Source organism: Microcoleus sp. PH2017_34_RAT_O_A (assembly GCF_020737885.1).
GTDB lineage: Bacteria > Cyanobacteriota > Cyanobacteriia > Cyanobacteriales > Microcoleaceae > Microcoleus.
In genome coordinates this window covers 24,103-48,855 of the sequence record NZ_JAEQDD010000053.1, presented here as the reverse complement: position 1 = coordinate 48,855, position 24,753 = coordinate 24,103, and the positions used below count along the sequence as shown (strand labels likewise).

The window sequence follows — 24,753 nt, the reverse complement described above, 5'->3', positions numbered from 1 at the left end:
TCTGCCTTGGAGCGTTACAAATATATCTAAACAGGATAAATTTTAGGTGAGCCATCTCATCCTTAATTTATCATTTCATTAGTTCTACCCAAATTTCTCATGAGCATCAAACGCCGTCACTTTCTAATTTTAGGCAGTCTGAGCGCCCTAGGTTTGGCCGGAGTCTCGAAAATGCTTCAGCTTCGGACTTCCTGGGGTAAAGACGCCAATGCTGCTGTGCCTTCTAACCTTGAGGCCCAAAGGGCGATCGTCCCATTGCCGGCCTCACCGCCTATTTTACGCTTTATTTCGCTGGCCGACACCGGTACCGGCGCTGAAGGTCAGTATGCTGTGGCTGAGGCGATGGCGCAATATCACCGGGAAAATCCTTTTAACATAGCTGTTCTCGCCGGCGACAATATCTACAATAACGGCGAAATTGAAAAAATTAATGCTGTTTTTAAGAAGCCTTATCAGCCGTTATTGCAGCAAGGCGTTAAATTTTATGCTTGTTTGGGAAATCACGACATTCGCACTGCTAACGGCGACCCGCAAGTTAAATATCCGGGTTTTAATATGCAAGGTCGCTACTATACTTTTCGGCGCGATCCGGTACAGTTTTTTGCATTAGATACCAATGACAATGCTGACTGGAAAAATCAGCTTGTTTGGCTGGAGAAAGAGTTAAGCCAAAGCACTGCACCCTGGAAAGTTGTGTTCGGTCACCACCAGATTTATTCCTCTGGCGTGTATGGATTGAATCAACCTTTTATTAAGACTTTGACGCCTTTGTTTCAAAAATACGGCGTGCAGCTTTATATCAACGGACACGAACACAGTTACGAACGCACCCGCTCGATTGACGGTACGACTTATTTAATTTGCGGTGCTGGCGGAGGGACTCGTCCGGTGGGGCGTTCTGAGTGGACGGAGTTTTCTGCTAGCCGCCTGAGTTTTGCGACGTTTGATGTCTATGAAGACCGGATGTTTGTCAGTGCGATCGGTACTGACAAGCGGGTTTTTGACCGGGGAGTGCTAAAAGTGCGATCGGCTTAATTCAAATTATATTCAGGAGCAAACAAAATGAATAGGGGTTGTAGAGCCAATAAAACGGTTTTGTTTTAGAAGCAACTGTAGAAGGTACGTTGAGAGGTCAACGGCATCCCCTAAGTCTATCAAAACCGCATAAAATAGCCAACTAGCCCAGATTTAAATCTGGATTCCGTTGAGCAAACCTGTCCATAAATAACTTAAATTTAAAAGTCTCTTTACTGTACAAAAGATATCTTCAATTCGCCAGCGTCTTTGATACAAATCTGCCACTACATAGGGGGGTAATATTTTAGGTTCTCGGACACTTGTTAGATAAGAACGCCAGGATTTCTTTGAGCGAACTTGTACTAATCTTATAGTCCAATACGGTTTACTTAAAATTGTCCGAAGAGAGGAACGAAGCATAAGCCCTAGCCCTTTCAGGGCGGCTTCGCCAACGGGCAGGCTTCGCCAACGCAGTATCTATTTTTCATAGGGTTTTACCCCCAGGGCTGTCTTAAGTTAACCGTATTGTCTTATAGTCAAGGCTGGTGTTTTTTTGTCCCTGCACCTATCTAAATTATCTGGTTTTTGACATCATAAGTATTGGTTAATACCCGCTCGACCTGATAAGATGCACCTTTCTTAATCCGAGTAATAAATCCAATTTCTTGCTCGATTAATTTTTTCCAAAAAGCGAAATGATAGAAGCCTCCTACCATACAGCAAGATTTTTGGCTTAACTGTTTTTAGGAAATCTTCCTCGAACATGAGTATCTGCTTGTTTCGGATTTTCCCAAAAACAAATTTCTTCGGGAAGATGAGTTACTAGGTCTACGATTACTCCCATTTTTCCGGATAATTGACCAATTGGAAAATCTGATAAACTTTCTAGTTTACGAAATAATGCTTCTAATGTTGAGCCGTCAGCTATCCAGATATTTTCAAAGTTTTTTAAGGCAAATTGTACGCTATCTGGTAATGGTCTCGATTTTCTCATCAACCATTTTTGTCGAAAATGAGGTAGTAATTCTTTTTTTAAAGTTATGACAGACTTTGGCAAACAGGGAAAGTGTATAAATTACAATGTCTTGTCGTGTTCGATCTCTATCGGATCTTTAGAAAAATGGTATAACGTGTGCTTACCCTGCGACGGTGACGGATGCGGAGGTTATTAAAGAGATTAAACGATCGCTTTTTAGTTGGCTAGTTCCTGGCTTTGTGAAGGATACCGTTAACCTGACGTTGCGGCTTAGATCTTGATACTTTTAGGACTGATAATGTCGGCTCAATATTCGACATCAACAGACGTTTAAATATCTCAAATAATTATCGCTTCACAGATGCCTGTGAAGCGATAATTTTCGGAAAAGTCTATTAGCAATTTATCGGACGCGATCGCATTTTCAATTAAACAGCCGCCAACTGTGGAGTCGGACGCTTGCTGTTGCGGATACCCTCGATCGCACCAGCATAATCCTTCGCCTTAAATACCGCAGAACCAGCTACGATCGCATTTGCGCCCGCTTCCAACACCTGCCAAGTATTATCCACCTTCAAACCACCATCCACCTCAATCCAAGGATCGAGACCTCTCTCGTCGCACATTTGGCGCAACTTGCGGATTTTCGGCACAACAGTCGGAATAAAACTTTGACCGCCAAAGCCCGGGTTGACGCTCATAATCAGCACCAAATCGCAAAGTTCCAGCACGTGCTCGATCAACTCCAGCGGTGTCGAAGGATTCAAAACCACACCAGCCATTTTGCCCAATTCCCGAATTTGACCCAGGGTGCGGTGCAAGTGAGGCGAAGCATTGTGTTCGGCGTGCACCGAAATAATGTCAGCACCAGCCTTAGCGAAGTCCTCCACGTACTTCTCCGGCTCCACAATCATCAGGTGGACATCCAGGGGCTTGGTAGTAACCGGGCGAATTGCTTCGACAATCAGCGGCCCGATCGTAATATTAGGTACAAAGCGACCGTCCATCACATCTACGTGAATCCAGTCGGCGCCAGCGCGATCGACAGCCTGAATCTCTTCTCCAAGACGGCTAAAATCGGCTGATAATATTGATGGAGAAATAACGATCGATTTTTGGGATTTGGTCATGGCTAAGTCTGTTCTCCTGTCTCCTGTGCTGTATCCAGTTTATCAAAATGCGGCTCTCCAGGTCGAAAAGTTGTCAATAATAGGTAAAGGCAGGTTTAGCGGCCAAATTTTGCCTCTAAGAGACAATCTTTGTGCAAAACCTGCCCTGCTCTCCGAATTTTGGTTTAGGATATAAATTTTGCCTCTAACAAATAACTTGTGTGCAAAACTAGACCTTCTACAAATTTTCAGTAGCGAATTATGAAAAATAAAGATCCCTTAGACAATCCCGAACTCGATCGGGCAAGTCTGTTTGTACTAATGATCCCAGTCATCGGCTTTTTCCCCGCCCTGTGGAATCTTTACCGCCGTCAGGGCAGCCCCGAGCGCAAAGCCGTCAGCCGATTGGCAATTGCCCTTGCATTTAGCTGGCTCTTAGGACATATTCTTTTAGAAGCTGGAGCGATTTCTGCGGAATCTTCGACACTTACCATGTTATTAATGAGTAGCCTGCTGACAACCAGCTATTTTATCGTTGCCCTGGGACTGATGGTTCGCCTCTGGAAGCGTCAACCGCTATGGTTGCCCGGAATTAGCCGCGTAGCCGAGCAAGTGGTCGGCAAACATTTATCATAATTTAGGGTTCTTTTAAGCCCCTACCGTATTGATTGACTGCGTTTTCAGCTTGATACTACATATTGTCACGATCTTTTTTATTTTTGTTGTGTGTGAGGAAGCCAGTGCCAGCTCAAAAAACTCCTAATCAAGACCCTATCAAACAATCAACCGCTCAACCTTCAACCAAAAAATCGCACCAACCGCATCGAGGCCGTTGGCTGGGTTTTGGTTTTGGTTTGGCTGGAGTAGCCATGCTCTCAGCCACAGCCGGAGCGCTGCTAGCCGTCTCCCTTTCCACAACGCCGCTTCAGCAACAAAAGTTGAGCCCTGAAGAAGCGGCGGTGTTTTCTCAAGGCGACATGGCAAAGCTCAACATGAAGATGCCGGAGCTGACTCGCCCAGTTAATATTTTAGTTCTAGGACTTAAGGTTCTGAGTTCAGACCTCGAAGGCCATCCCGATAAAGACAAGGGATACGATGTCTGGCAAAACTCTTTTAAGGGGTTAACCGATACTATGCTGTTGGTGAGGTTTGACCCTCAAAATAAAAAAATAAGCGTGCTTTCCATTCCGCGAGACACCCGCACCTATGTCGAAGGTAGGGGTGTCGTGAAAATCAACGAAGCTAATTACTACGGCGGCCCTGCTTCTTCAGCGAAGTCAGTGAGCGGACTGCTGGGCGGCGTGGGAATCGATCGCTATGTCACAGTCAATATTCAAGGCATCAAAAGTTTGGTAGATGCCCTGGGCGGGATTACGATTAATGTCCCTAAAGACATGAAGTATACCGATGAAAGTCAGCATTTATATATAGATTTAAAGGCTGGCAAACAACGTCTGAATGGCGAACAAATCGTACACTATTTGCTTTACCGACATGACGATTTAGGGGATATCGGGCGGGTACAGCGCCAGCAATTGTTGATGCGGGCTTTTGTGGAAGAGCAAGTTAATGTTGGTTTGCTCTCTCGGTTGCCGAAGATTTTATCGGTGATTCAGTCTCACCTTGATACTAATTTGAGTATAGAAGAATTGGTGGCTTTGGCTGGTTTTGCTACTCAAACCGATCGCGCTGGAGTGCAGATGTTGATGGTTCCGGGCAAATTCAGCGATCCTAAGGACTACAAGGCAAGTTTTTGGTTGCCAGACCAAAATGGCATCGAAACTCTGGTGGCAAAGCATTTTGACTTCGGTCAAAATACTTGGACAATCGAGAATGCTGATTCGACTTTTCTGAAGGTGGCGATTCAAGACAGTACGGGCGATCGATCGGCTGTTGAAGATTTTGCCAAGACTTTAACTCGGGCAGGCTATCGAAATGTGCAAGTTTCTAAAGCTTGGCCTGAACCGCTAGATGTAACGACGATTGTAGCTCAAGACGGGGACATTAAAAGTGCTGAAGCGATTCGCCAGTCTTTGGGTTTTGGAGAGGTGCTGGTTGAGAGTACCGGTTCTTTGCAGTCGGATGTGACAATCAGATTGGGTAAGGATTGGTTGAGTCAAAAAACTCAGTCTGGCGGAGGGCTTTAAGTCTTTGTGAACGGAGATATTTTTGCACTAATATCAGCAACAGGCAAGATGCCTGTTCCACAAAAATTAGATTTTATTGTGGAACGGGCATCTTGCCCGTTTATGAAAGGCTTATTGACAATGGTTCGATCGCCTCAGCCACCGCACCCACACCCAACCCAAAAAACTACCGATAAAATAAGACGGAAAATCCCACCAAGTAAAGGAGTTTCCCAATACCAATCGTCCCGGTAAAGTAGCTCTAGCTGCTTGTAAAAACGGAGGTTGCCACAGTTGCAGAAACTCCAATCCGCAGATAGCAATACACACTCCTATAGCAACCCAAACGAGGGAAGCTTGCGGCCACAAAAAAACTGTTAGCAAAATCCAAAATATTTCATAAGCTACGGCCCCGAAAAAATCGTTGAACCATTCCGGTGCAGGGCCGCGAGAAAACCTGACTGCGTAACCTAAAGGGATAATCACAGCAATGCTTATTAGCAAGGCTACTCGGTATTTGAAAAAACGGCGATCGGGATAAAATGGAGAATTCATTAAATTTGAGACAGGTTTTTTGTTCAATTTAACGATTGTACTGTAGTCTGAATTAGACATCTCCTAAAGAGCCACTCAAGGGCAGGCGTTCCGCCTAATCCCTACTTTCCACAAGAATTATGGAACAGGTCTATTATACTCTCAAAACAGTGACATGACATGAATGATTACATCGATCTTTACTGCGAACGTATTATTCCTGGTTTATGGAGTGAACCACTAAATGCTGTATCTAATATTTCTTTTTTCATTGCAGCATGGGCTATTTTTCAATTGACTCGGCAACAGCAAAAAGTACCGACTGGTATTTGGATATTGATTAGTTTAGCCACCAGTATAGGTATTGGAAGTACCCTATTTCATACATTTGCGACAGAATGGGCAGGATTGCTAGATATGATTCCTATTGTGCTCTTTCAGCTTGTTTTTTTATGGTTATATAGCCGTCAAGTAGTTAGAATGAAATATGGATATGCAGGAGGATTGCTAGTAGGATTTTTATTTGCAAGCAACTTCAGCAATCAATTTACAAATGTACTCAACGGTTCTCTTTCTTATGCTCCTACTTTTTTAGTATTACTAGGGCTTGGACTATATCACTACCAACAGCAAAAGCGTGAGCCATTTGTTCTATTAGCAGCATCGGGGGTATTCTTGTTAGCCCTTTTATTCCGAACTGTCGATCGCGCAATTTGTCCTTACTTTTCAACGGGCACTCATTTTCTTTGGCATCTTTGTAATGGTATTTTGCTGTACTTATCGGCAAGAGCATTAATCCTAAACAGGTCTATGATGGAGTAGGGTTTACTTAAGAAAAATCTGACTTGCCCAAAATGGCTATATTGCCAGAAAATCGTCAGATGAAATTCATCAAAAGCATTAAGTAAACCGTATTGCAATACAATCCACTCCATCAAGAGAAGAGTTTTGAACCGTATTGGGGCGCTTTTGGCGCAGAGGGAAGAGTATTGCGAGGGTTTTGGATGTCGTAAAAAAACCTTTTATCCCTCCCCTCTCTGTGTTCTCTGTGTTCTCTGCGGTAAAATATTCTTAATATCTACTTCACCTCTTTATAATCCAAAAATCGTCAGATGAAATTCATCAAAAGCGTTAAGTAAACCGTATTGGTCTATGATGGAGTAGGGAGCGATCGCCTCTACCCCTCTCCACATCCCTAAGCACCTCTTCTAGCAACATCCGCTCTAAATGCCGGGAGTAAGCTAAAATCTGCAATCTACCGATCGACTGGCGCAAAATCGTAACCTGCACCAGATTTAGAATCGGGTACAATTTGCAAAAGAACTACTTTGCTATTGCGATCGCCACTCGACAAAAATCTAATTTCCCCCGTTGCACCGCTAACTTTGAAATCCTCAGCAGCTAAGGCTTTAGCCAGCATCACTCGCCCCGCTTGACCGCTATTCGGAGCAATTTTGCCGATCGACCTTCCCATCCGCAACACCTGCACCGCATCGTAACTCATCGCCGTCCGCCAGCTAACATCAATTCCCCACAAATTTCTAGCTAATTCTACAAATTTTTGATTTTTACTATCAGCAAAATGCCAAGGTACAGAAATTATAGCCCCGTTCAAAGCTGCTCCACCCTGTTTCAATAAATCCGTATTGTATAGAGCATCACCGCCAATTATTGGCAAACCTTTTTGATTATTTTTAGCGATTTCCAGGAATGAATTTACAGTATCTGAATCTGGTAGGAAAACTAACACATCTGCTTCCATCCCATCGATGTGCGTCGCCGAATTTGGCTCAGATAAATCTACTTCTTTAACAACTTGACCGCCTTCCAGAATCAAAGTAGTAGAAAAAGCTGTTTGCAGAGACTTGCTATAAGAACTTTTGGAATTGTAAAAAACCGCAGCCGTGCTTTTTTTCATACCAGTTAACATATAGCGAGCTAAAGCCGTACCTGTAAATTGGTCGCTCGGTATCGTCCGAAAGAAATAGTTTACTCCGTCAGGGCGCCTCGGAACCGTTGCTAATTCAATGCTCGTGCTCGTAGGTGCGATCGCCACCATTTGATTTTGACTGTAAATTGGAGCAACTGCGATCGAAGTTTTGCTGGTGCCGTGACCGACAACCGCTAAAATACTGCTATCTGCAATCAGACTGTTCGCAATAGCCTTCGCCCGATTTTCATCGTTACCGTCATCAGCAATAACCACCTTTAAAGGCACTCCCGCCTTAATTGCTTCGTCTTGAGCTTGAGCTATCCCGCGCAAGATTTCCGCCGCCCCGCTGAGATTGTCGCCAATCGGAACTACTGCGGCAATTTTCAAAGCTTGTGCAGTACCGAGTCGAGCGTTATTGAGATAAATTAAAGTTTCCGCGTCTGTGCGATCGACTTTTACAGCCGCTTCTAGCTGACTTACCGCCGTTTTGAAGTCACCGCTGGCGATCGCGCGAACTCCTGCTTGCTTGTCAGGATTTGCCGTGCTAGCGAACAAAATGCGATCGCCCGCACTGATGTAACTGCTGGCATCTACAGGCGAGGAAGTTTCGGCATTTTCCGGTGTCACCCCAGGCAAAGAGGGCAATTGAGAATCGCTAGGATTCAGACTTCTCTCAGCTAAGTGTACAGCATCTTTGAGGATACTTATCAACTCTTTTTTGAAGACAAAAGCACCCGCACCTAAAGCAATTAAAAATATCAAAAATACATAAATAAGCCAGCTTTTGTTACTGCTTTTTTGAGAGTTATCTTGCTCGTGACTGCTCGCCAAAGTAGCCACTGTTGGCTCCTCCAAAGCTGCTAACATTTCCTTAGCATTAGCGAACCGACTTCGGGGGTGAAATCTAATCGCTTTATCCAGAACTGCGGCAAATCTCACACTCACCTTTGATGAATGATTCTGCCAAAGCATCTCCCGAGTTTGGGGGTCAGTTTCTAAATCCTGGGGCCACTTTCCAGTTAGTAAATAAATTGCCGTCAATCCCAAACTGTATAAATCGCTCGAATATTCGGGTCTCCCAGCGGCTTGTTCCGGAGCCATAAATTGGGGCGTTCCAATGGAGATTGTTACATCATTTAACCCAGCAGTTATCCCTTGATTAATTGTTTCCTTAACTACGCCGAAATCTATCAAAACTGGTTCGTCGTCAGACTTGCGTAATATAATATTTTGGGGTTTAATATCTCGGTGGATAATCTGTTTTTCGTGTATATAATCCAAAACTATTAGCAGACTTGTCAGGATTTTTTTAACTTCCTCCTCGTTCATTCTTCCAACAACTTTGACTCGGTTGTTAAGCGTTTCCCCGTCTATCCATTCCAGCGCCAAGAAAAATAAACCGTTTTCCTCAAAGTGCCCGTAAAGTTTGGGGATTTGAGAATGCCCTTCGCCCAACTTTTCCAAAACAGCAGCTTCTTGAGAGAAACGCTCTCGAACACTTTGATCGATATCAGGATTATTTGTCTGCGGCTTAAGCTGCTTAATGACGCAACACCGGTGCGAAGGCATTTGCGTGTCTTCGGCCAACAATGTTAAGCCAAAACCTCCTTCTCCCAACTTCTCAATTACCCGGTACCGATTGTTTAAAAGTTGTTCTGATTCTGGGTTGGGTTCCGGCGGCTGCAAAATCTCGCCGTTGATTTGCACGGGACTTTCTACTGCGAGAATTCCATATTTGCCACTCCCGTTTGGTTCGGTATGAATTAGCATGGATGTGTCGCCGTTGTCTTTTAACTTTCTCTTGAGTTCAAAAATGCGATCGACTATTATTTTCTCTTCGTCACCTGTTGGGGGACGCTTGTACAACACATTAAAAATCGCTGTCGGTGCGACATATTTGCCGTAGTGTTTGCTCAACAGCAGCAGCACGATATACTCTTCTTTGTTTAGGTCTATGCACTCGGAAGCTAGCTTGACGGTGCGGGTTTTAGTGTCGATGCTCAAGTTGTCCATACCGAAAAGTTTTATTGATAACTGAGAAATTAATAAAAATGCAAGTAATTGGTAAGAAATCGAGTATAGCCTTTATCAGGCAGATCTGGTACAATGACAGCACTGGGTAAACTACTGGAGAGATGTTTAGCTCGTCAACTGGATGGAATGCTCGTACCAGAGGCTGCAAAACAGGCTCGATCGCACGAGCGAGAAGGGACAATATCCTTAACCCTTAGACTTATTGTATAAATCTTCTATCGCTCCCGAAACCGCAGATAAACGCAGATAAACGCAGATGTATTTCCAGATAAGTCTTCTTAAAAATTTTCAAGTTCCGTTAATAGCGATCGCCCACAGGTAAGCTCAGTATAAACGCTGTTTGACCGAGGATAGCAGTATCTAGTTGAATATCGCCACCGTGGGCCCTTGCGATTTCCCATGCTAGGCTTAGTCTCAATCCCGATCCTGCTATTTTTTGGATCTGAGTGAAGTAGCCGCGATGGAAGCGCTCAAAAATACGATCGCCCTCGCTCAAAGAAATATCCTGAGAACTATTGACAATTTTCACAATGACTCTTTTTTCCTGATTGCCTGTATGTTAAAATTGCAATTGCAAAATTTGATAAAGTCAAAGGAGCAATACGAAGGACAGTTTTAGATCTAATCTAGTATCTCAAACCCTTGATGGCTCTTTAAGTCTCGCCCGCTCGTTTCAAAAAATCATTAAAAATGCCAGGGCTTACTCGCGATACGCTTACAGAGTCGTTAAAAAACTGTCCGAAGTATTGAAGGAGAAAAGTCATAAATATGGATAAATTACTGACAGTCCCTTTAGCAAGTTTTCCGTTGGTGGGTACTAAAAAGCAAATCACTAAATATTTAATACGCCTAAAAGCAATGCACTGTACATGGGAAGAAGATGGTAAGTATTATTTGATCGATCCTAAAAAAAACTATCTTCCTAATACGCTAAAATGTTGCACCATACGTTATCACATTGAGCGAGAAGATGATGATAAAAATTCTGACTCGTTTGTATATTATTTAACCAATCTTAACTACATTTCGCCTCAAGCGTTTCAAGAACATGAGCTAAAACCCTTATTTTGGGACTCATTGTTAAGATGTTGCGGTATTGAGGTTGACTAAAATATTAATAGATGAAATTTTAGCAATACTATTGCTATCCCCATCAGCATTACCAGGCTCCAGCCTGGTAACGAGTAGAAACTTCAACTGTCAACTATCAACTGTCAACTGTCAATTGTTTAATCCATTCGAGTAAAATCGGATTCACTAATTCCGGGGCTTCATCCTGGGGACAATGGCCTACGCCCTCCAGCGGAATAAACTTTTCTACAGCCGGAAACTTGGCTAATTCTCGCCCGAGGGCGATCGGCTCCCAAGGGTCTTTTGCGCCCCATATAATCAAAGCAGGACAGTTCAAACGCGGTAACAAATCCTCCGGTAAGGGGCCTTGAGAATAGCTGATAAATGCTACAAATACATCCACTGCGCCGTTGTCTCGCGCTGGTTTTAACAAGATTTCTACAAGTTCGTCGCTGACAGCTTCGGGACGGTGATAGGCTTGCAAAAGCACTTTTTTGACTGTATTCGGCGTTGCTAATTGTTTGAAAAATAATTGACTAATCCATTTGACATTTAAAATCTTTTGTGCTATTGGCGCTCCAAAACTGCGATACCAAGGCATTTCGGCGCGTTTGCGATCGTGCAACAAGCGCAGGGAACAATTGAGTAAAATTACACCAATGGCGATATCTGGAAAATCGACAGCGGCTTGCATAATTGCTACGCAGCCGATCGAATTTCCCACCAAAAAAGCAGGCCCGCCCGCAACTTCCCGACAAAAATCAGCAATCAACTGTCCCCAAGTCTCAAAAGTATAATCAATCTCCAGCTTGGGTGCGGGTTTCGCAGAACCGCCAAAACCGATAAGATCGATCGCAAAACAACGACAATCAGCAGCCAACGCCGGTAAATTCTTGCGCCAGTGGCCCCAAGACGCGCCGAAACCATGGACAAACACCACCGCAGGGCCCTGGGAACCCGCAGTCTGATAGCAAATCGGAAAGCCTTTCCACATCCAGGTTTGAGGCCGGGCAGCAGTTAACGTAGAAGAAGTCATATAGGTAAAAAAGTGAAAATTTAAGGGTGCAAAGGACTAAAGTCCTTACTACCAACCGTATCGCAATTCGAGGCAACCACGGAAATATACGCAAACCTTCCTTCCCTCCTCCCTCTGCGCCCTCTGCGCCCTCTGCGGTTAAATCCTCTTTCTCCTTCCTTTGTAGTTAGAGCCGCTATTATGTCAGGATTAAAGATGCTGCATTTTTTGCCTTATTCAAACTTCCCCTATGCCAACGATCATCTCAACTTCTGTCGTACCCTTTCTCGGTTCCGAAATTGTACCCGACTACGACACAGCCAAAGTAGTTATTTTACCAATTCCCTACGAAGCAACAACCACCTATCGGCGGGGGTGCGAAAACGGGCCGGCTAAACTGCTAGAAGCTTCTCACCAGCTCGAATGCTACGACGAAGAACTCGATCGCGAAGTTTGCTACGATGTTGGTATTTATACCGCATTGCCGATCGCCGATACCCGCAACCAGCAACCAGTATCATCCCTAGAAATGCTGCAAGTCACGCAACAAACCGTGCACCAGCTAATTACCGAAAATAAGTTTGTCATCTCCCTCGGAGGCGAACACAGCATCACCGCCGGCGTTGTCGAAGGCTACCGCCAAGGATACCCCGACGAACCCTTCACAGTCGTGCAAATAGACGCCCACGGCGACTTGCGGCACGAATACGAAGGCTCGATTCACAACCACGCCTGCGTGATGCGGCGGGTTGTCGATATGGGCTTACCGACACTGCAAATCGGGATTCGCGCTATCTGCAAAGAAGAAGCCGACTTGATTAAAGCCAAACAGCTAAACGTGTTTCGAGCTCGGGAAATAGCTAATCAACCGGATTGGGCCGATCGCGCAATTGCTAGCATAACAACCAAACGAGTATTTTTGACGATCGACCTAGACGGCATCGATCCGACATTAATACCAGGAGTTGGCACGCCGGAACCAGGTGGGTTAAATTGGTATTCGCTCACCGGATTTTTACGCCGGTTATTCGAGTCCTACGAAGTCATCGGCTGTGACATCATGGAATTAGCACCTGTTGTAGATTCTGTAGTCTCAGAATTTACCGCCGCCAAACTAACATACAAAATGATTGGATATCAAGCTCTGGCGAAAGGTTGGCTAAAGCAAGACGAGGAATAAATCGCCAAGTCCGAATTCAAATAGGCTGTTAGTCAGGCTATAATTAAGGTAAAGTCCAAAAATAACCTATTAGATTCGCACCGATCCTTTCATCTTTCATCTTAGAAAATACTGCTCCTCACATCCTGAAAAAATGAGTTTAATCAGCGAAACAACAGGTACTCCAATTAACGGCTACGCTCCCGATTTTGAACTTCCGGGAGTTGACGAAGACGTTCACCATTTATCTCGATATTTAGAAAAATTTCGAGCGATAGCGGTGATATTTTTGTGCAATCAGTCTCCCTGCGTCCAGTTGTATCTCAATCGCCTCAAACAACTGCAAGCAGATTTTCAAGATAGAGACGTTACTTTAATCGGGATTAATGCTAATGATGCCAACCAGCATCCCGACGAAAATTTTGAAAATATGAAAATTTTTGCAGCCAACAATCAACTCAACTTCCCGTACATCCGAGATATGGCTCAAGATGTGGCTGAAAGTTTTGGGGCTTCTCATACGCCGGAGGTTTTTTTGTTAGACCAAGACGGCAGATTGCGCTATAAAGGTTTAATAGACGACAATGCCGACAATTCAGAAGCGGTGCAATTTTCTTATTTGCGAAGTGCGATCGACCAATTGCTGAATGACCAACCGATAGAACCTTCGAGTACAGAGGCGATCGGTTGTGCCCTCAAATGGCGGGAATAGACGGCGGTTGAAACCGCCAGAAAGTCAAACATAGACGGCGGTTGAAACCGCTCCTACACAAACATAGACGGCGGTTGAAACCGCGTCTACACAAACAATGTCCGCCTCCGCGGACTGAAGAAGATAACATATTTTAACCGCTTGCTCTTCAACCCGCGGAGGCGGGTTTTGTATGTATCGACGCGGTTTCAACCGCCGGGTCTTCAACCGCCGGGTCTTCAACCGCCGGGTCTTCTATTTCCCATGAACTCAAAAAATACACATATTCTCAATTTAATTATCGCAGGAATGGTGGCGATCGCACTACTGATTAGTTGCACTCCAGCCACAACGCAGCAGCGCACATCTTTAACCATATCCGCTGCAATCAGTCTTTCGACAGCCTTAACAGAAATCAAAACAGTATATCAAAGCAGCAATCCCAATGTTAATATTACCTATAATTTTGGTGCTTCCGGCGCCCTAGCCCAGCAAATTCAGCAAGGAGCCCCAGTAGATGTATTTTTTAGCGCCGCTACCAAACAAATGGATGCTTTGCAGCAAGCTAATTTGCTCCTCAACCAGACACGACGAAACCTCCTGACAAATCGCCTGGTATTGATTGCACCCAAAAATAGCGCTGTTTTGACCGATTTTAAACAGTTGACAGATGTTAAAATCAAGAAAATTGCGATCGGCGAACCCAACAGCGTCCCCGTCGGACAATACGCCCAAGAAATGCTAACTAAACTAGGATTGTGGCAGCAAATTAAGCCAAAATTAGTGCTAGGAAATAACGTCCGCCAAGTGCTGACATTTGTCGAAAGCGGAAACGTTGATGCTGGCATAGTCTACGCCACTGACGCCAAAACATCCGACAAAGTAACTGTACAGCTAACGGCCGCCGCAAATTTGCACTCGCCCATTGTCTATCCCCTAGCAGTTATCAGAAACAGCCGCCATCCCGCTGCCGCAAAAACGTTTGTTGAGTTCTTGGCGGGCGATCGCGCTAAAATAGTATTTCAGAAATATGGATTCGGTTTAGCTCGTTAATTAGCTAAGATTAAGACGGCGGTTGAAACCGCGTCTACACAAACGAAGTCCGCCTCCGCGGACTGAATAAAATAACATAATTTTAATCTCCTGTTCTTCAACCCACGGAGGTGGGTTTTGTCTGTATAGACGCGGTTTCAACCGCCCGGTTTTATTAATCCCAAATATGGAATTCGACTTATCTCCATTGTGGATATCCCTAAAAGCATCCGCCATCGCCACATTTCTTACATTCTTTCTCGGAATCGCCGCCGCCCGCTGGATGCTTTCAACTCGCATCCGAGGTAAAGCCTTAATTGAAGGCATTTTCATCTCTCCCTTAGTTTTGCCGCCCACAGTAGTCGGATTCTTGTTGCTGCTGCTGTTTGGGAGAAATGGCGCGATCGGTCAATTGTTGCTAAAATTCGACTTAACAATCCTCTTCACTTGGCAAGCCGCCGTCATTACAGCCACAGTCGTATCATTTCCCCTGATGTACAAAACTGCTTTGGGATCTTTTGAGCAAATTGATGCCAATCTTCTCAACGCAGCCCGCACTTTAGGCGCCTCCGAATGGACAGTTTTTTGGCGGATTATGCTACCTCTAGCCTGGCCGGGAATTTTAGCAGGAACTATTCTCGCATTTGCCCGCGCTTTGGGTGAATTTGGCGCGACTTTGATGTTAGCTGGGAATATTCCCGGACAAACTCAAACTATCCCGATGGCAATTTATTTTGCTGTGGAAGCTGGGGATATGAGGCAAGCTGCTATTTGGGTTTTGATTATTCTTAGTCTGGCTTTAAGCGTGCTTACTGCTGTTAATTATTGGACTGATTTACAAAAAAAATCTCCCCAACCAAATCCCCACTATACTAATCCTAAGTCAGCCACAAAACTGGTTCAGGCTTATCCTCGGGACGGGCAAGATGCCCATCCCACAATTCTGGACGGGCAAGATGCCCATCCCACAACTCATTTAGGATTGGGATATAAATGGGACGGGCAAGATGCCCATCCCACAACTTATTTAGGATTGCCATATAAACGGCAATCTCATATTCCCAAAAATGCACCAAATCTTACCCCAAAATACCCAACAAAACAATCGCAAAGTGGACTTTTTCTAAACATCTTTAAACCTCTTTCTGGCTTTGCCTTAAATGTCGGTTTCGATATCGGGCAGGAAGTGCTGGGAATTTTGGGCGCGTCGGGTTCTGGCAAGAGCATGACTCTGCGCTGCATCGCCGGTTTGGAAACTCCAACTAGCGGTAAAATTGCAGTCAATGGTAAGGTTTTATTTGACTCAGTACAGGGCATTGATGTGCCTTCCAAAGACCGCCGTATCGGTTTTTTGTTTCAAAACTATGCTTTGTTTCCGCACTTGACTGTGGCTGAAAATATTGCCTTTGGCTTGCAGCATTTATCTACAAGCGAGCAACAACTTCGAGTCAAAGAACAATTAATTTCGGTGCAAATGTCGGGACTTGAAAATCGCTATCCGCAGGAACTTTCGGGTGGCCAGCAGCAGCGGGTGGCTTTGGCGAGGGCGATCGCGAGTTCGCCAGATTTGCTGCTGTTAGACGAACCGTTTTCGGCTTTGGACACGCACTTGCGGAGTCAACTGGAACGGGAGTTAATGCAGGCTTTGGCTAATTATCGAGGCATTACTTTGTTTGTCAGTCACAATTTAGAGGAGGTTTACCGGGTGTGCGAGAATCTGTTGGTTTTGGCTGATGGAAGTGCGATCGCCTTTGATACCAAACAGAACATTTTCGATCGCCCGCGCAACTTCACCGTCGCCCAGTTGACTGGCTGTAAGAACTTCTGTGCTGCTAAACCGATCTCCGAAACTGTCGTGGAGGCGATCGACTGGCGCTGCGATCTGACTGTCGCCGAACCAATTCCCAAATCTCTAGTTTCTGTAGGAATTCGGGCTCATCAAATCAGTTTTGTTAGCGCCGCGCGCGATCGCGAAAATACATTTGCTTGTTGGATCGCCTCAACCGTGGAAACTCCCCACCGGGTGACATTATATCTCAAGTTGCACTCGCCTCCCCACGATTCCCAAGATTATCACTTGCAAGCTGAAGTTTTCAAGGAAAAGTGGCGGGCGATTAAAGACAATCCTTTTCCCTGGTATGTTCATTTGGAGCCAATTAGGTTAATATTAATGGAGGCATGATACCAATTTTTTATGAGGTGGCTCCCGAATCAGATCCCCCCTAACCCCCCTTAATAAGGGGGGGACAAGATTCTTCTCAAAGTCCCCCTTCTTAAGGGGGATTTAGGGGGATCGGATTCTATGCAACGACCCATTAAATTGGTATGAGTTAACTAGCTATAGCCGAAGGAAGAAGATAGATGTGAAGATGCAATAAAATCAATGGTTTTAGCAATTAATAACGTCCTAACTACCTTAGTCGAGTCAACAGTCAACAGTCAACAGTCAACAGTCAACAGTCAACAGTCAACAGTCAACAGTCAACAGTCAACAGTCAACAGTCAACAGTCAACAGTCAACAACATTAAACCATGACAGACAAAGTTAAGAAAACCGATGCCGAATGGCAACAGCAACTAACGCCAGAACAGTTCAAAGTCACCAGAAAAAAGGGAACAGAAAGAGCTTTTAGCGGCGAATATCACGACAACAAAAAGCCGGGAATTTATAAGTGTATTTGCTGCGGCACTGAGCTATTTGAATCAGAAACAAAATACGATTCCGGTACCGGTTGGCCGAGTTTCTACGCTCCCATTAAAGAAGAAAATGTCAGGAATGAGGCGGATAATGCCTTGTTCATGCGCCGTACTGAGGTACTGTGTGCTGTTTGTGACGCTCATCTCGGCCACGTATTCAACGATGGGCCTAAGCCAACCGGTCAACGTTATTGCATGAATTCTGCTGCTCTTGATTTCGATCCCAAGGAATAAATTTAGTCGAGAGTTCTCACCCAGGTGTTCTGGAACAAGCTCAAAAGCCTGTTCCAGCCAATTGATGTTCAAAATGCACCCGTGCTGCTATCTTATGGTGGAGACAAAAGAGTAAAAAATAGTGGCGGCATGGGGATGGTTTATCAGCGGGTTTTGCTGAAGCTCAGCGGTGAAGCGCTGATGGGTAGCTTGGGCTACGGTATCGATCCGGTAGTCGTTGGGTCGATCGCCCAGGAAGTGGCGAAAGTCGTTTCCGAAGGGATTCAAATCGCGATCGTTGTCGGCGGCGGCAATATTTTTCGTGGCGTGAAAGCTGCTTCGGCAGGGATGGATCGGGCAACAGCCGACTATGTGGGCATGATTGCTACGGTAATGAATGCTATCACTTTGCAGGATGCACTGGAACAAGCAGGAGTGCCAACAAGGGTACAATCGGCGATCGCCATGCAAGAAGTAGCTGAACCCTACATTCGGCGGCGCGCCATTCGTCACTTGGAAAAAAAACGGGTAGTGATTTTTGGTGCCGGTTCTGGTAATCCTTTCTTTACTACTGATACTACAGCCGCTTTGCGGGCGGCTGAAATTGATGCAGAGGTGATTTTTAAAGCGACGAAGGTAGATGGGGTGTACGATTCTGACCCCCACGTCAACCCAGACGCACGCAGGTATCAAACCCTCACCTACGCCCACGTCTTGAACCAAGACTTGCGGGTGATGGACAGTACCGCGATCGCCCTGTGCAAAGAAAATAATATTCCTATTATGGTATTTGACCTCTCGGTATCGGGCAACATCTACCGTGCCGTAATGGGAGAATCTATTGGAACTCTTGTCGGAGGATTTTGTGAAGTTAGCTGAAGCAGAAGATCATATGCAAAAGGCAGTTGAGGCTACTCAACGGTCTTTTAATACTATCAGGACGGGACGCGCCAACGCCTCCCTGCTCGATCGAGTCATGGTAGATTATTACGGAGCTCCAACTCCGATCAAATCCCTTGCCAATATCGGAACCCCGGATGCGACAACGATCAACATTCAACCGTTCGATCGCACAGCGCTTACCTCAATCGAAAAAGCAATTTCCCTGTCCGATGTAGGCCTCGTACCTAACAACGACGGTTCAGTTATTCGCTTGAACATTCCACCGCTTACAAGCGAAAGACGCCAAGAATTCGTCAAAATGGCCTCGAAGTTTGCCGAAGAAGGTAAAGTCGCAATTCGCAATATCCGTCGCGATGCCGTTGACTCGATTCGCAAGCAAGAAAAAAGCAGCGATATCTCTAAAGATGAATCGCGAGACTTGCAAGATAAAATTCAAAAACTGACGGACAAGTACATTGCCAAAATAGAAGATGTTCTGGCATCGAAAGAGAAAGACATCACGACAGTTTAGAGTCTGAGAAATTGGGCATGGGGAAAGTGCAGCAATCTTAGCCGGAAAAATAGGAAAACAAAGTATGTATTCTTAAATCCCAATTTCTGGCGATCGATTCCTCGTAAAAATAATACGGGATGCGGGAAACTCAGAGACTTTAGTCCTGAGAGGAAAGCGAAGCAGGGGACTTCAGTCCCCGTGTTCTTTCTTTCTTAATTAGCCGAATGGTGTGGGTCTTTTATGTTGATACGGCTTGATATATCGACTATACTCGCCTAGACTAGAAAAATCAACCAGTATGATAGGGAAAGAGAGGTGACTAAAGCCAAAAAAACAATGGGAGTTCAGCAAGTATTGCTGTCTCCTAACAGGGAACTTCAAGCATTGTTGGAGTATCTCTGTCAACAATCAGGTAAACTATATAACAGTGGCGTTTACTTGGCTCGTCAAACTTTTTTCAAGACCGGAAAACTGTTGACTGGAAAGTTTGACTTGTCTATTGAATCGTCAGTTTCAAAATCAATGGTTGCTAAGTCGTTGCCATCAACACCAATGCAACAAACATTAATGTCGGTCACAGAAGCATTCAAATCTTTTAAAGAATTAAGAGATTTGTACATCAAAGGTCAATTGCATTTTAATCCCAAGCCACCAGGATACCTGAAAGGTTCTAAATTGTTCAAAGTAGCTTATCCTAATTCGGGAGGGTTAAGACCGAAACTTGTTGGCAATCAGTTGAAATTTTCCTTGGGTTTAACAGTGAGGCGATGGTTTGGAATTCCTGAATTCTTTCTACCTATGCCGTCAAATCTTAATTTTTCTCAGGTTAAAGAGTTTACGATTCTCCCGAAAAATGGTGCTTTTTACCTAGAAATGTCCTACGAAGTAGAAAAAAAACAACACAATCTGGACATCGGTCAAGCGTTATCAATTGATTTGGGAACTGCTGATAATTTAGCAGCTTGTGTCGATACACTAGGAAACTCTTTCTTAATTGATGCTCGTGCCATGAAAGCGATGAATCAATTGTGGAACAAGAAAGTAGCAACTAGAAAAGAAGGAAAGCCAGAAGGTTATTGGGATAATTGGCTAGACCGTGTAACTCGCAAGCGCAATCACCAAATGCGCGACGGTGTTAACAAATCTGCTTTGTTAATTGTTAACCATTGCCTGAAAAATGGAATTGGTACACTGATAATTGGGTGGAATGAAGGTTTCAAATATAATAGTAATCTCGGTAAAGTGAACAACCAAAAGTTTGTTCAAATGCCTTTGGGAAAGCTGAAAAATAGGTTAAAAGAACTGTGCGATTTGCACGGCATCAGATTTGTGGAAACCGAAGAAGCGTATACATCGAATGCTAGTTTTCTAGATGGTGACTCCCTACCCAAATATGGTGAAAAACCATCTGGGTGGAAAGCGTCTGGAAAACGAATTAAACGTGGACTATATCGGTCAGCAAATGGCAGGATTGTAAATGCAGACTTAAATGGTGCTGCCAACATTCTCAAAAAAAAAAAAAAGTAGCCAGTAAGTTAGGTATAGACTTAAACCAACTGGGTAGACGGTCTTTGACGACCGTAGCGAGAGTTAGACTTTGGGTATTACCCAAGCCTACTTTGTCCGCAGAATCGAGCGTGTCTTTAGACCTGAGAGTGTCAATCCCAATTCTCGATCGTTAATTACAATATAAACTATAGCCTTTCTCAAAAATATGAGGTACTCATTGGCATCGGGCATCGGGCATCGGCCAAATAGGGCATACCTCACCACGCTTGAGAATCGCTATATCATAGTTTCCGCTGCCTTAGCAATGGTATAAAAAATGCTTTTTATCAAAATTAGATGCTCCCTTCGTCAATACTGTAAAATTAAAAATCTAATATCTAAATATAATTATGATAATTTATTTTTATAAAGTAGAGGATCCTTACGGCTGCTTTTCCAATTTTTCACTACACGACATTTGCTTGTACGGTCAAGATTGGTTGACTGTGGAACATTACTATCAAGCCCAAAAATTTGTCGGTAGCGCTGATGAAAGATTAGTGGCCGCAATTCAATCCGTACCAACTCCTCAGGAAGCAGCCAAATTAGGCCGCGATCCAAACCACCAAATGCGCCCTGATTGGGAAGCGGTAAAAATTCCCATTATGCGCGAGGCAGTTTTAACTAAGTTTCTCACTCATTCAGACATTCAAGCTATTCTCCTCGCCACAGGGGATCGAGTGATTGTGGAGGATTCGCCAACAGATTACTACTGGGGGTGCGGCTGCGAGGGAACGGGCCAAAATCATTTGGGTAAAATTCTGATGAGCGTGCGAAGCGAAATTAGTCAGCGCCCGGGGCCAGATCAAAACTCACATTAATCTATCATTATATGAAGTTATACAAACTAATGTCAACTTATCCTAAAAATAAATAATTCTGAGACTGAGAATTCAAGATTGCAAGAAATTGATAAGAGGATTAAAATAATAATTATCATTTGGTTAAGTCGCCCTGTCTGTAGAAGGCAAGGAATACACCACAGGCGATCGCCGATTTTTGTTCTTCAGGGTGCCACAGGGGATACACGGTCGTCACTAAGCAGTACGCCACGGATTAATAGTAAAGCTCGGTTTAGTCAAAAACTCAGGCTCGTAAAGTTGAGTTCGATCGCGAATGTAGATCAAAACTTCTTATTATCATTCCATAATTGCCAAAGGAGATTTATGCAAATCACAGAAAATACGCAAGAATTACATCATAAACTAGACAAAGAAGTTTTGGTAAGGCGAATCACAGAACGCATCCGCCAATCTCTAGAATTAGAAGATATTTTAACCAGTACAGTAGCAGAAGTGCGGTCTTTTCTGAAAACAGATCGCATTATGATCTACAGGTTTAGTGCCGACGGCTGCGGAGAAGTTGTTGCCGAATCAATTAATAATATATATCTCCCTTCCTTGAAAGGTCTCCATTTTCCAGTAGACGACATTCCTCCCAGCGCGCGGGAGATGTATGTCCGTATGCGCCAGCGGACAATAGTAGATGTTAACTCCGAGACGATCGCCCTCAGTCCCGTTGATGCTGCGGATACCGGTCAACCTTTAGTAAATGAAGAAATCCACTATCGCTCGCTCGATCCTTGCCACAAAGCTTACTTGATGGCAATGGGAGTCCAATCTTCCTTAGTCGTGCCAATTTTGCACCACAGGAGTGTGTCGCAACAGAACAAAACAGAGATCTGCGAGGCCCCCGCCTGCGTAAGTAGATGCGAGCCTGGAAGCGATCGCCAAACTCACATCGAACTGTGGGGACTGTTAGTGGCTCACCACTCCTCCCCCCGCAATATTTCATCCACAGATTTAGAAGTAGTTCAGCTCGTAGCAGATCAATTGTCGATCGCCATCGGCCACTCGCTCCTGCTCCAAAAAACCCGCTCTCAAGCATCTCGGGAAGCCACCGTCAGTCGCGTCGCAGCCCTGTTGTACGGTCAGATCGACATTCAACTACAACAGGCTTTGGAAGCCACTGTCACTGCTTTGGGGGGGAGTGGCGGCCGACTCTATCTCAACCCCCGGAAAATCAACAGCGAACAGTTACCGGTTCCCCAGATCGATCGAAGATTTCCCATTGCCCCTACTGCGATCGATGCTACCTTTGAACTGTTCGTCACAGGGACTCAACCGACACTTCCCCATTGGGAAACAGTCAGCGCGATCGAAGCTCATCCCCTCTGGCAACAATGGCTAACCACAGGATTGAAAAATACCCCCGATTTTCCCAAATTCCCAATTCCCAATTCCCAATTCTGGGCTTGGATAATTACAGACTTATACAAAGAATCTCTATTTAGAGTGTTAGTTCCTGCTTTCCAAGGAACTCAAATTCGGGGTTTGCTGGTAATTCCCCTCCACTACCAACAACAAGTAGTTGGCTGTTTGACCATTTTTCGCAATGAAATTGATACCGAAAAAATGTGGGCGGGGCGCTTTGACAGCAGTGTTGCACAAATCCTTCCCAGACAATCCTTTGAAGTCTGGCGAGAAATCAAAAAAGGTCAGTCGCCCGAGTGGAAATGGGAGGAGATCGAGCAAGCTTTAACGATAGGGAGCCAATTTTGTTCGGCAATTGGGCAGTACCTTCTTCATAAAGAAGTGCAAGCCCTGAATGCCAACTTAGAGCGCCAAGTTCAAGAGCGTACCGCCCAATTGCAAAAATCCTTAGAGTTTGCCCAAGTATTGACGCGAGTCAGAGACCAAATTCGCAGCACCTTGGATTTAAAGACCATACTGCAAACTATTGTGCGGGAAGTGAGAGTTTTGTTAAATACCGATCGCACGGTAATTTTCCAATTTGGTGCCTGCGAACACGGCGAGGTAGTTGTTGAAGCTGTTCGCGGCCACTGGCAGTCAATTTTAGGTATCAAATCTCCACATGAATGCTTTCCCGAAGACTCAGACTGCTTTTATCGATCGGGACGGATGCGAGCAATTAATGATATTTATACTGAGGATTTAACGCCCTGTCACCGCGAATTTTTGGAAAACTTGCAGGTGAGGGCAAGTTTAATTGTGCCGATGATCGGCAAAGATGCCGAATGTTGGGGGTTGCTGATTGCCCACGAGTGTTCTGGGCCGAGGGTTTGGCCAACCGCAGAACAAGAGTTACTGCAAAATTTGGCCTCTCAAGCTGCGATCGCCATTCATCAAGCAGAACTTTATCAAGAAAGTCTGAATGCAGCAGCAGCCGATCGAACAAAAGCCGAACAACTAGCTAAAACCGTCACTGAACTGAACAATACCCAAGCCCAACTGATTCAAACCGAGAAAATGTCCAGTCTCGGACAATTGGTGGCCGGCGTCGCCCACGAAATCAATAACCCCGTTAACTTTATCTACGGCAATCTGTCCCACGCCAGCGAATACAGCAAAGATTTGCTCTGCTTGGTGGATCTCTACCGCCAGCACTATCCCAATCCCAACCCAGAAATTAGCGAGTGTGCCGAAGCAATCGACATCGAATTTCTTGCCACAGATTTGCCAAAAATTTTGGGTTCTATGAAAGTAGGAGTTGAGCGCATCCGCCAGTTAGTTGTATCTTTACGCAATTTTTCCCGGCTCGATCAAGCTCAAAAGAAAGGCGTTGACATTCACGAGGGCATCGACAGTACCCTGTTGATTTTGCAGCACCGGATCAAAGCCCAGTCGGATCGCGCCACCGTAGAAATCATTAAAGAATACGGCAATTTGCCCTTAGTTGAATGCTATGCCAGCTCGCTCAATCAGGTATTTATGAATCTGATCGGCAATGCCATTGACGCCATAGAAATGGGACAAATAGATCGAGTTGTGAATGTTAACTCCCTAGGGGCAAGTACAGCCGTGACATATTTGAGTTCGCAACAACTGGATGTCGGGACAGTAGATATAAAGGTCAATACCGAGCGTTTGATACCTGATTCACCATCCCCTTGCATTCGGATTCGCACCGAATTAATTGATGAAAAAACAGTAGGAATTTGCATTGCAGACAACGGTCACGGCATCCCCAAAGAGTTAATTTCTCACATTTTTAATCCCTTTTTTACTACTAAACCCGTCGGTCGGGGGACGGGTTTAGGACTGTCTATCAGTTATCAAATTGTAGTTGAGAAACACCAAGGGGTACTCAAGTGTGTTTCTGTACCCGGTCAGGGTACAGAGTTCTGGATCGAGATTCCTCTGAATTAGTAAGTTAACAGTTAACAGTTAACTTACTAACAA

Annotated in this window: 22 protein-coding genes and 1 pseudogene; 16 read left to right on the top strand and 7 right to left on the bottom strand. The window is 44.7% G+C overall.

The genetic code is table 11. The features are described 5' to 3' along the window. Positions 1-99: 99 nt before the first annotated feature. Positions 100-1,035, top strand: a complete 936-nt coding sequence (locus tag JGK11_RS18620; RefSeq protein WP_293175538.1) for a metallophosphoesterase — start codon at positions 100-102, stop codon at positions 1,033-1,035. A gap of 156 nt (positions 1,036-1,191) precedes the next feature. Here JGK11_RS18620 and JGK11_RS18615 read toward each other — a convergent pair. The 3 genes and pseudogenes from JGK11_RS18615 to rpe form a co-directional block, all read right to left on the bottom strand. Then, positions 1,192-1,392 (bottom strand): annotated as a pseudogene (locus JGK11_RS18615) (transposase); the annotation flags it as partial. Between the two features lie 358 nt (positions 1,393-1,750). Beyond that, entirely contained in the window at positions 1,751-2,011 is a 261-nt protein-coding gene (locus JGK11_RS18610) for a hypothetical protein (RefSeq protein ID WP_293212438.1), read from the bottom strand. 410 nt (positions 2,012-2,421) lie between these two features. Continuing rightward, positions 2,422-3,123 carry a ribulose-phosphate 3-epimerase gene (rpe, locus tag JGK11_RS18605; protein WP_293175534.1) on the bottom strand — a complete coding sequence of 234 codons (702 nt, stop codon included), beginning with the start codon at positions 3,121-3,123 and terminating at the stop codon, positions 2,422-2,424. A gap of 240 nt (positions 3,124-3,363) precedes the next feature. Here rpe and JGK11_RS18600 point away from each other — a divergent pair, with 240 nt between their 5' ends. Together JGK11_RS18600 and JGK11_RS18595 are read left to right on the top strand one after the other, a co-directional pair. Next, on the top strand, positions 3,364-3,738 hold the full coding sequence (locus JGK11_RS18600) for a hypothetical protein (protein ID WP_293156757.1): 375 nt from the start codon (positions 3,364-3,366) through the stop codon (positions 3,736-3,738). Between the two features lie 104 nt (positions 3,739-3,842). After that, positions 3,843-5,249 (top strand): LCP family protein, encoded by a 1,407-nt coding sequence (locus JGK11_RS18595; protein WP_293175532.1) that lies wholly within the window; start codon positions 3,843-3,845, stop codon positions 5,247-5,249. A gap of 111 nt (positions 5,250-5,360) precedes the next feature. On the opposite strand, the gene JGK11_RS18590 is transcribed toward JGK11_RS18595, so the two are convergent. Beyond that, positions 5,361-5,783, bottom strand: a complete 423-nt coding sequence (locus tag JGK11_RS18590) for a DUF2809 domain-containing protein (RefSeq protein WP_293175530.1) — start codon at positions 5,781-5,783, stop codon at positions 5,361-5,363. Positions 5,784-5,942: 159 nt separating this feature from the next. On the opposite strand from JGK11_RS18590, the gene JGK11_RS18585 reads away from it, so the two are divergent. After that, positions 5,943-6,584 carry a ceramidase domain-containing protein gene (locus JGK11_RS18585; protein ID WP_293175528.1) on the top strand — a complete coding sequence of 214 codons (642 nt, stop codon included), beginning with the start codon at positions 5,943-5,945 and terminating at the stop codon, positions 6,582-6,584. A gap of 433 nt (positions 6,585-7,017) precedes the next feature. Here JGK11_RS18585 and JGK11_RS18580 read toward each other — a convergent pair whose 3' ends face one another. Together JGK11_RS18580 and JGK11_RS18575 are read right to left on the bottom strand one after the other, a co-directional pair. Beyond that, a complete protein-coding gene (locus JGK11_RS18580) occupies positions 7,018-9,708 on the bottom strand; it encodes an ABC transporter substrate-binding protein (protein ID WP_293191567.1) in 2,691 nt (896 codons plus the stop codon). Positions 9,709-10,027: 319 nt separating this feature from the next. Continuing rightward, the gene (locus JGK11_RS18575; RefSeq protein WP_325315812.1) at positions 10,028-10,261 is read right to left on the bottom strand and encodes an ATP-binding protein; all 234 of its coding nucleotides are present in this window, start codon (positions 10,259-10,261) and stop codon (positions 10,028-10,030) included. 236 nt (positions 10,262-10,497) lie between these two features. Here JGK11_RS18575 and JGK11_RS18570 point away from each other — a divergent pair, with 236 nt between their 5' ends. Continuing rightward, a complete protein-coding gene (locus tag JGK11_RS18570; protein WP_293175520.1) occupies positions 10,498-10,839 on the top strand; it encodes a hypothetical protein in 342 nt (113 codons plus the stop codon). A 97-nt stretch (positions 10,840-10,936) separates the two neighbouring features. On the opposite strand, the gene JGK11_RS18565 is transcribed toward JGK11_RS18570, so the two are convergent. After that, complete coding sequence (locus JGK11_RS18565) at positions 10,937-11,836, bottom strand: alpha/beta fold hydrolase (RefSeq protein ID WP_293175518.1); 900 nt, start codon at positions 11,834-11,836, stop codon at positions 10,937-10,939. Positions 11,837-12,065: 229 nt separating this feature from the next. On the opposite strand from JGK11_RS18565, the gene speB reads away from it, so the two are divergent. The 11 genes from speB to JGK11_RS18510 all read left to right on the top strand — a co-directional run bounded on the left by speB (position 12,066) and on the right by JGK11_RS18510 (position 24,720). Then, entirely contained in the window at positions 12,066-12,995 is a 930-nt protein-coding gene (speB, locus tag JGK11_RS18560; RefSeq protein ID WP_293175516.1) for an agmatinase, read from the top strand. 133 nt (positions 12,996-13,128) lie between these two features. After that, positions 13,129-13,686, top strand: coding sequence for a thioredoxin family protein (locus tag JGK11_RS18555; RefSeq protein WP_293175514.1), 558 nt, complete (start codon positions 13,129-13,131; stop codon positions 13,684-13,686). A gap of 243 nt (positions 13,687-13,929) precedes the next feature. Further along, positions 13,930-14,718 carry a molybdate ABC transporter substrate-binding protein gene (gene modA / locus JGK11_RS18550; RefSeq protein ID WP_325315809.1) on the top strand — a complete coding sequence of 263 codons (789 nt, stop codon included), beginning with the start codon at positions 13,930-13,932 and terminating at the stop codon, positions 14,716-14,718. A 166-nt stretch (positions 14,719-14,884) separates the two neighbouring features. Continuing rightward, a complete protein-coding gene (modB, locus tag JGK11_RS18545; RefSeq protein ID WP_293212437.1) occupies positions 14,885-16,879 on the top strand; it encodes a molybdate ABC transporter permease subunit in 1,995 nt (664 codons plus the stop codon). 201 nt (positions 16,880-17,080) lie between these two features. Further along, positions 17,081-17,233, top strand: coding sequence for a hypothetical protein (locus tag JGK11_RS18540; RefSeq protein ID WP_293212436.1), 153 nt, complete (start codon positions 17,081-17,083; stop codon positions 17,231-17,233). Then, complete coding sequence (gene msrB / locus JGK11_RS18535; RefSeq protein ID WP_293175510.1) at positions 17,230-17,628, top strand: peptide-methionine (R)-S-oxide reductase MsrB; 399 nt, start codon at positions 17,230-17,232, stop codon at positions 17,626-17,628. The genes JGK11_RS18540 and msrB overlap by 4 nt, the downstream gene beginning before the upstream one ends. A gap of 129 nt (positions 17,629-17,757) precedes the next feature. Further along, complete coding sequence (gene pyrH / locus JGK11_RS18530; RefSeq protein ID WP_293156721.1) at positions 17,758-18,486, top strand: UMP kinase; 729 nt, start codon at positions 17,758-17,760, stop codon at positions 18,484-18,486. After that, complete coding sequence (gene frr, locus JGK11_RS18525; RefSeq protein ID WP_293175508.1) at positions 18,473-19,021, top strand: ribosome recycling factor; 549 nt, start codon at positions 18,473-18,475, stop codon at positions 19,019-19,021. Before pyrH ends, frr begins: the two co-directional genes overlap by 14 nt. Before the next feature lie 297 nt (positions 19,022-19,318). Beyond that, positions 19,319-20,530: a transposase gene (locus JGK11_RS18520; protein ID WP_293212435.1), complete on the top strand. Its 1,212-nt coding sequence runs from the start codon at positions 19,319-19,321 to the stop codon at positions 20,528-20,530. 371 nt (positions 20,531-20,901) lie between these two features. After that, positions 20,902-21,372 (top strand): NADAR family protein, encoded by a 471-nt coding sequence (locus JGK11_RS18515; RefSeq protein WP_293175505.1) that lies wholly within the window; start codon positions 20,902-20,904, stop codon positions 21,370-21,372. Positions 21,373-21,717: 345 nt separating this feature from the next. Next, positions 21,718-24,720 (top strand): GAF domain-containing protein, encoded by a 3,003-nt coding sequence (locus tag JGK11_RS18510; RefSeq protein ID WP_293212434.1) that lies wholly within the window; start codon positions 21,718-21,720, stop codon positions 24,718-24,720. Positions 24,721-24,753 lie beyond the last annotated feature (33 nt).

Coding starts and splice junctions, on each gene's coding strand:
- JGK11_RS18620 (WP_293175538.1), top strand. CDS start 100: ATGAGCATCAAACGCCGTCACTTTCTAATTTTAGGCAGTCTGAGCGCC.
- JGK11_RS18610 (WP_293212438.1), bottom strand. CDS start 2,011: ATGAGAAAATCGAGACCATTACCAGATAGCGTACAATTTGCCTTAAAA.
- rpe (WP_293175534.1), bottom strand. CDS start 3,123: ATGACCAAATCCCAAAAATCGATCGTTATTTCTCCATCAATATTATCA.
- JGK11_RS18600 (WP_293156757.1), top strand. CDS start 3,364: ATGAAAAATAAAGATCCCTTAGACAATCCCGAACTCGATCGGGCAAGT.
- JGK11_RS18590 (WP_293175530.1), bottom strand. CDS start 5,783: ATGAATTCTCCATTTTATCCCGATCGCCGTTTTTTCAAATACCGAGTA.
- JGK11_RS18585 (WP_293175528.1), top strand. CDS start 5,943: ATGAATGATTACATCGATCTTTACTGCGAACGTATTATTCCTGGTTTA.
- JGK11_RS18580 (WP_293191567.1), bottom strand. CDS start 9,708: ATGGACAACTTGAGCATCGACACTAAAACCCGCACCGTCAAGCTAGCT.
- JGK11_RS18570 (WP_293175520.1), top strand. CDS start 10,498: ATGGATAAATTACTGACAGTCCCTTTAGCAAGTTTTCCGTTGGTGGGT.
- JGK11_RS18565 (WP_293175518.1), bottom strand. CDS start 11,836: ATGACTTCTTCTACGTTAACTGCTGCCCGGCCTCAAACCTGGATGTGG.
- speB (WP_293175516.1), top strand. CDS start 12,066: ATGCCAACGATCATCTCAACTTCTGTCGTACCCTTTCTCGGTTCCGAA.
- JGK11_RS18555 (WP_293175514.1), top strand. CDS start 13,129: ATGAGTTTAATCAGCGAAACAACAGGTACTCCAATTAACGGCTACGCT.
- modA (WP_325315809.1), top strand. CDS start 13,930: ATGAACTCAAAAAATACACATATTCTCAATTTAATTATCGCAGGAATG.
- modB (WP_293212437.1), top strand. CDS start 14,885: ATGGAATTCGACTTATCTCCATTGTGGATATCCCTAAAAGCATCCGCC.
- JGK11_RS18540 (WP_293212436.1), top strand. CDS start 17,081: ATGGTTTTAGCAATTAATAACGTCCTAACTACCTTAGTCGAGTCAACA.
- msrB (WP_293175510.1), top strand. CDS start 17,230: ATGACAGACAAAGTTAAGAAAACCGATGCCGAATGGCAACAGCAACTA.
- pyrH (WP_293156721.1), top strand. CDS start 17,758: ATGGGGATGGTTTATCAGCGGGTTTTGCTGAAGCTCAGCGGTGAAGCG.
- JGK11_RS18515 (WP_293175505.1), top strand. CDS start 20,902: ATGATAATTTATTTTTATAAAGTAGAGGATCCTTACGGCTGCTTTTCC.
- JGK11_RS18510 (WP_293212434.1), top strand. CDS start 21,718: ATGCAAATCACAGAAAATACGCAAGAATTACATCATAAACTAGACAAA.